The sequence below is a fragment of the Mesorhizobium sp. M7A.F.Ca.AU.002.02.1.1 genome (assembly GCF_003998535.1).
Classification (GTDB): domain Bacteria; phylum Pseudomonadota; class Alphaproteobacteria; order Rhizobiales; family Rhizobiaceae; genus Mesorhizobium; species Mesorhizobium ciceri.
The window spans coordinates 1-7,605 of sequence record NZ_RZPB01000244.1 but is presented as its reverse complement, the minus strand read 5'-3'; the positions used below and the strand labels follow the sequence as shown (position 1 = coordinate 7,605).

11 protein-coding genes and 1 pseudogene are annotated in these 7,605 nt (G+C 64.7%); 3 read left to right on the top strand and 9 right to left on the bottom strand.

Features of this window, described 5'->3' with window-relative positions:
* Positions 1–364, bottom strand: a 364-nt coding sequence (locus EN879_RS16605) for a glutathione S-transferase family protein (RefSeq protein WP_164774436.1), incomplete at its 3' end; no start/stop codon positions are given.
* A gap of 160 nt (positions 365–524) precedes the next feature.
* On the opposite strand from EN879_RS16605, the gene EN879_RS16600 reads away from it, so the two are divergent.
* Positions 525–1,331, top strand: a complete 807-nt coding sequence (locus tag EN879_RS16600; protein WP_013528623.1) for an undecaprenyl-diphosphate phosphatase — start codon at positions 525–527, stop codon at positions 1,329–1,331.
* Between the two features lie 80 nt (positions 1,332–1,411).
* On the opposite strand, the gene EN879_RS16595 is transcribed toward EN879_RS16600, so the two are convergent.
* Both EN879_RS16595 and rsmI read right to left on the bottom strand, forming a co-directional pair.
* Positions 1,412–1,789, bottom strand: coding sequence for a YraN family protein (locus EN879_RS16595; protein ID WP_063169659.1), 378 nt, complete (start codon positions 1,787–1,789; stop codon positions 1,412–1,414).
* On the bottom strand, positions 1,782–2,696 hold the full coding sequence (gene rsmI / locus EN879_RS16590; protein ID WP_063169658.1) for a 16S rRNA (cytidine(1402)-2'-O)-methyltransferase: 915 nt from the start codon (positions 2,694–2,696) through the stop codon (positions 1,782–1,784). The genes EN879_RS16595 and rsmI overlap by 8 nt, the downstream gene beginning before the upstream one ends.
* A 149-nt stretch (positions 2,697–2,845) precedes the next feature.
* Between rsmI and EN879_RS16585 the strand changes: the two genes are divergently transcribed.
* Complete coding sequence (locus EN879_RS16585) at positions 2,846–3,034, top strand: hypothetical protein (RefSeq protein WP_013528626.1); 189 nt, start codon at positions 2,846–2,848, stop codon at positions 3,032–3,034.
* A gap of 73 nt (positions 3,035–3,107) precedes the next feature.
* Here the strand turns inward: EN879_RS16585 and EN879_RS16580 are convergent, their stop codons facing one another.
* From EN879_RS16580 to rph, 6 genes are all read right to left on the bottom strand, one after another.
* A complete protein-coding gene (locus EN879_RS16580) occupies positions 3,108–3,545 on the bottom strand; it encodes an EamA family transporter (protein WP_013528627.1) in 438 nt (145 codons plus the stop codon).
* Positions 3,546–3,570: 25 nt separating this feature from the next.
* The gene (locus EN879_RS16575) at positions 3,571–3,894 is read right to left on the bottom strand and encodes a low molecular weight protein tyrosine phosphatase family protein (RefSeq protein WP_013528628.1); all 324 of its coding nucleotides are present in this window, start codon (positions 3,892–3,894) and stop codon (positions 3,571–3,573) included.
* 3 nt (positions 3,895–3,897) lie between these two features.
* Complete coding sequence (gene hemW / locus EN879_RS16570) at positions 3,898–5,061, bottom strand: radical SAM family heme chaperone HemW (RefSeq protein ID WP_063169657.1); 1,164 nt, start codon at positions 5,059–5,061, stop codon at positions 3,898–3,900.
* Positions 5,058–5,705 (bottom strand): RdgB/HAM1 family non-canonical purine NTP pyrophosphatase, encoded by a 648-nt coding sequence (gene rdgB, locus EN879_RS16565; RefSeq protein WP_063169656.1) that lies wholly within the window; start codon positions 5,703–5,705, stop codon positions 5,058–5,060. Before rdgB ends, hemW begins: the two co-directional genes overlap by 4 nt.
* Positions 5,705–6,115 (bottom strand): VOC family protein, encoded by a 411-nt coding sequence (locus tag EN879_RS16560; protein ID WP_063169655.1) that lies wholly within the window; start codon positions 6,113–6,115, stop codon positions 5,705–5,707. Before EN879_RS16560 ends, rdgB begins: the two co-directional genes overlap by 1 nt.
* A 183-nt stretch (positions 6,116–6,298) precedes the next feature.
* On the bottom strand, positions 6,299–7,015 hold the full coding sequence (gene rph, locus EN879_RS16550) for a ribonuclease PH (RefSeq protein WP_013528632.1): 717 nt from the start codon (positions 7,013–7,015) through the stop codon (positions 6,299–6,301).
* A gap of 157 nt (positions 7,016–7,172) precedes the next feature.
* Between rph and hrcA the strand changes: the two are divergent.
* Positions 7,173–7,605 (top strand): annotated as a pseudogene (gene hrcA / locus EN879_RS16545) (heat-inducible transcriptional repressor HrcA); the annotation flags it as partial.

Genomic DNA, 7,605 nt, shown 5'->3' with positions numbered 1-7,605 from the left:
GCTTCAGCACGCGCTCACGCACCAGATGGCGGGTGACTTCGCTTTCAGCCTTGTTGAGATACCAGTCGATGAGCCGGCGGATTTCGGCGCGCTGCATCGGGTCCTCGGCGAACAGCCGCTTGTCGCGCTTCAGCACGCCGCGCGTTTCATCGAGATATTCCGATATGACCGTCGCGCCGACGATCGGCACGTCGCCTTCGGCCAGCAGGATCGGCAGCGTGCCGGCCGGGTTCAGCGCCAGGAACTCCTTGCGCCGGGTCCACGGCTTTTCCTCGATCAAAGCCAGCTCCTCGCCATACTCGCCGAATGCGAGGCGGACGAAGCGACAGGTGGCGAACATGGGATGGTGGAAAAGCGTCAGCATGGTTCCGCGATGATAAAGCGCACTGGCGAATCGCAGGGCGCACCGGTAAGTCTTGGCCGCCCGGTTAGCGGGCCGTCAGGGTGTTGCGACCTATAGGGGGACTTCAACGCCATGACAAGCAAGCCCTTCTGTCAGCCGTCATGCCAATGCCGAGGTAGCCATGGAAAGCCAGACCATCGTCGAAGCCCTGCTGCTCGGCCTGCTGGAGGGGCTGACCGAGTTCATACCGGTGTCCTCGACCGGCCATATCCTGCTCGCTGGCCATTTCCTCGGCTTCCACTCGACCGGCAAGGCCTTCGAGATCCTGATCCAGCTCGGCGCCATCCTGGCGATCCTCAGCGTTTATTTCCGCCGCCTCTGGAAAATGCTGCTCGAACTGCCGCACGACCGACTGACCAGGCATTTCGTCATCGGCATCCTCATCGCCTTCCTGCCGGCGGCATTCATCGGCGCGCTGGCGCATGATTTCATAAAGACGGTGCTGTTCGAATCGCCGAGGCTGATCTGCATCATGCTGATTATCGGCGGCGTCGTGCTGCTGGTGGTCGACCGCATGAACCTCAAGCCGGTTTATCGCGACGTCGAGCGCTTCCCGACCCGGCTTTACCTGCAGATCGGGCTTTTCCAGTGCCTGTCGCTCATTCCCGGCACATCGCGTTCGGGCTCGACCATCGTCGGCGCCCTGCTTTTGGGCGTCGACAAGCGCGCGGCCGCTGAATTTTCCTTCTTCCTTGCAATCCCGACCATGGTCGGCGCCTTCGCCTTCGACCTGTTCAAGAACCGCAACGTGCTGAGCAGCGCCGACCTGCCGATCATCGCCGTCGGCTTCGTCGCCGCCTTTGTCACGGCGCTCATCGTCGTGCGCTTCCTGCTCGATTACGTCTCGCGCAAGGGTTACTCGCTGTTCGGCTGGTGGCGGCTGGTGGTGGGCGGTGTCGGGTTGGTGGCGTTGATGATCTGGGGGTGAGGAGTGTTCCGCGTAGCGGCCCTCACGCTTCGTCCCACGGGCTCCGCCCGTGGATGACGAATGAAGGAGGGCTGCCCCCTCTAACTCTTCCCATAAAACGCGTTCTCGACATGCACCGGCCAGCGCCAGGGCAGCACGGCGACCATGTCGAAGCGCATCGACAGCCTGCCGTAGTCCGCTTGGCGCGACAGCCAGATGTCGGCCGCGCCTTCTATTCGACGTTCCGATTCGTGGCCGATCGCCTCCATGGCTTCCATCAGCGACCGGCGCGCCTTGACCTCGACGAACAGCACCAGGTCGCCGCGCCGCGCGATCAGGTCGATCTCGCCGAAGCGCGTGCGGTGGCGGCGCGCCAGGATCCGGTAGCCCTTCAGCATCAGCGCTGCCGCCGCCAGCCATTCGCTGCGATGGCCGCGCCGATAGGCTTTTTGGCGGCTGGCGCTCGGGCGTTCAGCCACCGTCGCTTTCTCCCGAAGCATCCTTGAGCTCCAGCAATCGCCGATAGAGCGCCTGTTTCTGGCCGCCGGTCATCTTCGCGGCTTCCGCCGCCGCCTTGGAGGCCGGCATCTCGGCGGCAAGCGACAGAAGCAAACGGTCGATGTCGGCGGGTTCGTCGACCCTGGCCTCGGCCGGAGCGACGCAGACGACGATCTCGCCCTTCGGCGTATCGGCCGCGGCATAGTGGTCGGCCAGCGCCTGCAGCGTGCCGGTTCGCATCTCCTCGAAGGTCTTGGTCAATTCCCTGCCGATCGCGGCCTTGCGCTCGCCGCCCAGCGCTTCGACCATGGCACCGAGGGATTCGGCCAGCCGGCGCGGCGATTCGAAGAAAATCAATGTCGCCGGCACGGCTTTCAGTGCCTCCAGCCGCGTCAGCCGCTGCCCGGTCTTCACCGGTAAAAATCCGGCGAACATGAAGGCATCGGAGGGCAGGCCGGATGCGGTCAACGCCGCGAGCGGCGCCGATGGGCCGGGGATAGGCACGACGCGAATGCCGTGGTCGAGCGCCTCGCCGACCAGCCGGTAGCCGGGATCGGACACCAGCGGCGTGCCGGCATCGGAGATCAGCGCCACGCTCTGTCCGGCCTGCAGCGCCGCGATCAGCTTCGGCCCGGCCTCGCCGGCATTATGCTCATGATAGGCTGTGGTGCGGCGGCGGATGCCATAACGGTCGAGCAGCACGCGCGACACCCGTGTATCTTCGCAAGCGACGATGTCGGCGGCGGCCAGCGTCTCCAGCGCGCGCAGCGTGATGTCGGCGAGATTGCCGATCGGCGTCGCCACCAGATAGAGCGCCGGCTCCAGCGGCCGGGCCGCGATCTCGGTCTGCCCGACCACATAGCTGCGCTTGCCCGTCTCTGCGGTCACTGATCAAGTCTCCGTTCGACCCTGTTTGGCACGGCTGACGCGGGCTTGCAAAAGCTGACGCCGATGTAAGGAATTCGCCTTTCCTTTGCCACAGTGGGGAACCAAACCGGCGTTGGCAGATTAGCCCCCTGATTCCGGAGGAGGACAGGATGGACAGCCTCAAGATACAAGACGCTTTCGAGCCCTACTATGCCGGCCGCAACCGCGTTGCCACCCCCAGGGACAAGCGCCCGTCTGCCAAGACCGAGCACAGCCTGACCGAAGAGCGCGTCGCCAGCACCTTGCCGACGAACGTCAGCCTTTCCGACAACAAACCCGACAGCACGACGGAGCACTGACCGGACGATGCCCAATCGCTTCGATATCTTCATCACCCGTCTTGAAACGAAGAACGCACGCCATGGCGCGCAACTACCCTCGATAGGCGACCAGCACAGCACCCGCCGCGATAAGGGCGACGCCAAGCCAGTTCGCTCCGGACAACCGCTCGCCGAGAAAGGCCGCGCCAAACACCGCCACAAGCACGACGCTTAGCTTGTCGATCGGCGCCACCTGCGCCGCATTGCCGATCTTCAGGGCGCGAAAATAGCAGAGCCATGAAGCGCCGGTCGCCAGACCGGACAGGGCGAGGAAAGCCCAGGTCTTTCCCGAGATCGTAGCCGGCGACTGGAACTGGCCGCTGGCGAGCAGGATGGCACCGAGCACGATCAGGATGATGATCGTGCGGATGAAGGTGGCGAAATCGGAATTGATGTTCTCGATGCCGACCTTGGCGAAGATCGCCGTCAGGGCAGCGAATGCAGCCGAGAGCAGCGCCCAGAATTGCCAGGAGGATACGGTCAGGTTCATGCGGGTGGCCTTCGCGGATTGCGTCTTAACCGAGATACCGTGAAACGCGTGCCTTCAGAAGGCCAATCAACTCCAGATCCATGAATTCATAATCGTCAGGTATGTCGAGGCAGATCACACGCGCCTTCTTCAGGCTGGCCCTGAATTTCTTCTGCAGCTTGGTGCGGTGCGCCTTTTCCATGACGAAGATGATGTCGGCCCAAGCGACCAGCTCATGCGTCAGCGGCGTGTCGGCATCGTGGTTGGTTCCGGCCGAGGCCACCTCGATATCGCGGCGCGTTGAAAACACCTGTTCGGCGGTCGGGCTGCGCAAGCGGTTCTGGCTGCAGACGAAAAGGACGTTCTTCAAGGGTTAGCGCGCCAGATCGGCGACCACCGCGTCGAGCACGATCATGCCGGCGGCCGTGGCGCGCAGGCGCGCATTGCCGATCGGCGCCACCAGCCCTTCGCCCTGCAGCATCGACAACCGCGCGCTCGACAGGCCGCGCCCGGAGAACGCCTCGTAGCGGGAGAGGTCGATGCCTTCGGCCAGCCGCAGGCCCATCAGCAGGAATTCGTCGGCCTCTTCCGAGCGCGTCAGGATCTCGCCGCCGGTGACGCCATGGCCCTTGGCCTCGACCAGATTGGCCCAGGTTTCCGGCATCCGCTCGGCGATTGTCACCGTGCGCCGGCCGTTCTCGACGAAGCGGCCATGCGCGCCCGGCCCGACGCCGACATATTCGCCATAGCGCCAGTAGGTCAGGTTGTGCCGGCTCTCGGCGCCAGGCCTGGCGTGGTTGGAAATCTCGTAGGCCGGCAGGCCGTGCGCCTTGGTGATCTCCTGCGTCAGTGCATAGAGGTCGGCGGCATGGTCGTTGTCGGGAATGATGAATTTCTTTGCCGCATGCAGCGCGTGAAAGGGCGTGCCTTCCTCGATGGTCAGCTGGTAGAGCGACAGATGGTCGGCGGCATGGCCGATCGCCTGTTCCAGCTCCGATGCCCAAGCCTCCGGCGTCTGGCCGGGGCGGGCGTAGATCAGGTCGAAGGACAGCCTTGGGAATATTTCCCGCGCGAGGCCGATGGCGTGCAGGGCCTCTTCGACATTGTGCAGCCGGCCGAGGAAGCGCAAATCCTTGTCGTTCAGCGCCTGCACGCCGAGCGACACGCGATTGACCCCAGCCGCCCGATAGCCGCGAAAGCGCTCGGCCTCGACCGAGGACGGATTGGCCTCCAGCGTCACCTCGATGCCGGCAGGCACAGTCCAGTTCTTCGCCACGGCGTCCAGAACCCTGGCCACGGTTTCCGGCTTCATCAGCGAGGGCGTGCCGCCGCCTAGAAAAACGCTGGTCACCTCGCGCGGCCCGGTGCGCTCGCGCATCGTCGCCAGTTCGGCCTCGAAGGCGGCGGCAAAGCGCTCCTGGTCGACCGGCTGGTGGCGAACATGGCTGTTGAAGTCGCAATAGGGGCATTTGGCCGCGCAGAACGGCCAGTGGACATAGACGCCGAAGCCGGGCGTCCGGTCGAGCAGCATGCTCATGCCGAGCCCAATCTCGCTTTGGCGAATTTCTGGAAGGCACGGGCGCGGTGCGACAGCGCCGTGGCCTGGCCGGGCTTCCAGCCATGCTTTTCCTCGGCGCTCATTTCGCCGAAGGTTTTTTCGAAGCCCTCGGGCAGGAACACAGGATCATAGCCGAAGCCGAGCTCGCCGCGCGGTGGCCAGACCAGCGTGCCCTCGGCCTCGCCGCGATAATATTCGGCCTCGCCGTCGGGAAACGCCAGGCAGATGACGGCGACAAAGCGTCCCTTGCGCTGCTCCGGCAAGGCGGCGCCGACCTCCTGCAGCGCCACTTCGGTGCGTTGCATGGCCATGCCGAAGTCACGCGAACCGTCCGGGGTTTCGGCCCAGTTGGCGGTGTAGACGCCGGGCGCGCCGTCAAGCGCGTCGACGCACAGGCCGGAATCGTCCGACAACGCCGGCAGGCCGGTCGCCTTGGCGGCGGCGAGCGCCTTGATGTAGGCGTTCTCCTCGAAGGTGGTGCCGGTCTCGTCCGGCTCCGGCAGGCCATACTCCCTGGCCGACTTCGCTTCGAAGCCGAACGGTCCCATCAGGTCGGCGAATTCGCGCAGCTTGCCCTCATTATGGGTGGCGACGACGATCTTCTTGCCATCGAGAGAATGCATCAAAGGCCCCAGATTCTTGGCTCGGCAAATTCGATCGAGTTGCCCGAGGGGTCGCGTATATAGATCGAACGGCCGCCCTGCGGCCACTCGAATTCGCTCTCGATGGCGATCTTCTTTGCCTCCAGATGGGCTTTCCAGCCGGCGATTTCATCGTCGGTCGCCGTAAAGCAGAGATGACCTTGGCCGACCGCGCCGTGCGGTGGCACCGGCAGCCTCGCGTCGGGCGCCGGCGGGATTTTGGTTGCCTCGGCGTTGAAGACGAGCAGCACGCCGGGGCCGCAGCGGAAGAAGAGGTGGCGGCCGTCGACCTTGCCGAGGAGATTGAGGCCGAGGATGTCGGTGTAGAAGGTTTCGGCGGCGGGCAGGTCTGTGACGTAGAGGGCCGATTCCAGGATCGTGGAGGGTGTCACGAGGCGCCCCCCTCTGGCCTGCCGGCCATCTCCCCCTCAGGTGGGGAGATTGGCAGCTTCTGCATTGTCGCGCGCCCTACAACGCCGGAGATTGGCGAAGCCCTAGATGACATCCGATCTCCCCACTTGAGGGGGAGATGGCCGGCAGGCCAGAGGGGGGCGCTCAGGCTCGACATCTAAAAACTAAGCCACTGCCATCTGCTGCAAACTCACCAGGCGCTGGATGCCTTTCTTGGCCAGGCCCATCAGGTCCGCGAACTGCTCCTCGGAGAAAGGCTCGCCCTCGGCGGTGCCCTGGATCTCGACGATGCCACCCTTGCCTGTCATGACGAAATTGGCGTCGGTGCCGGCCGCGGAATCCTCGATATAGTCGAGGTCGATGACCGGCTGGCCGTCATGGATGCCGCAGGAGATCGCCGCGACATGGTCCTTCAGCACCTTGGCGACGCTGGCCATCTGGCGCGCTTCCATCCAGCGCAGGCAGTCATACAGCGCCACCCAGCCGCCGGTGATCGATGCGGTGCGGGTGCCGCCATCGGCCTGGATGACGTCGCAGTCGACGGTGATCTGCTGTTCGCCCAGCGCCTGCAAATCGACCACGGCGCGCAAGGAGCGGCCGATCAGCCGCTGGATTTCCAGCGTGCGGCCGCCCTGCTTGCCGGCCGAAGCCTCACGGCGCATGCGCTCGCCGGTCGAGCGCGGCAGCATGCCGTATTCCGCCGTCACCCAGCCCTTGCCGGAGTTGCGCATCCAACCCGGCACTTTTTCCTCGAGGCTGGCCGTGCACAGGACATGCGTGTCGCCGAACTTCACCAGGCATGAGCCTTCGGCATGCTTGGAGACGCCACGCTCGAAGGAGATGGCACGCATTTCGTCGAATTGGCGTTTGGAAGGGCGCATTCAGGGCTGCTTTCTTGTCATTTTTCGGAATCTTGGCCGGCTTGTAACCGCATGGGACGCGTGGCGCAAAGGAAAATGGGCTGACGATCGGACACAGACACCGGGTTGCGCGGGTGCAGTGTAAGTCTATATCCTTGGGCCGGAGGTTTTTGGCCGTATGACCAAGGCAGTCGATCCGAGTTCGCAGTCGCCCGCGCTTCAGTCGCCAGTATTCCAGGCGCTCGACATGCGTTCCCGCGACATCTTCCGGCGCATCGTCGATTCCTATCTCAGGGACGGTGAACCGGTGGGATCGCGCAGCCTGTCGCGTATCCTGCCGTCCTCACTGTCGCCGGCGACCATCCGCAACGTGATGAGCGACCTCGAGCATCTCGGCCTGATCTACGCGCCGCGCATTTCGGCCGGCCGGCTGCCGACGCAGGCCGGCCTGCGTTTCTTCGTCGATGCCTTCATGGAGCTTGGCGACCTTTCCGACGAGGAGCGCCGCGCCATCGAGGCACAGGTGCGGGCGTCCGGCTCCGGTGCGACGCTGGAGCACATGCTGACCGAGGCCAGCCAGATGCTGTCGGGCATGTCGCGCGGCGCCGGCC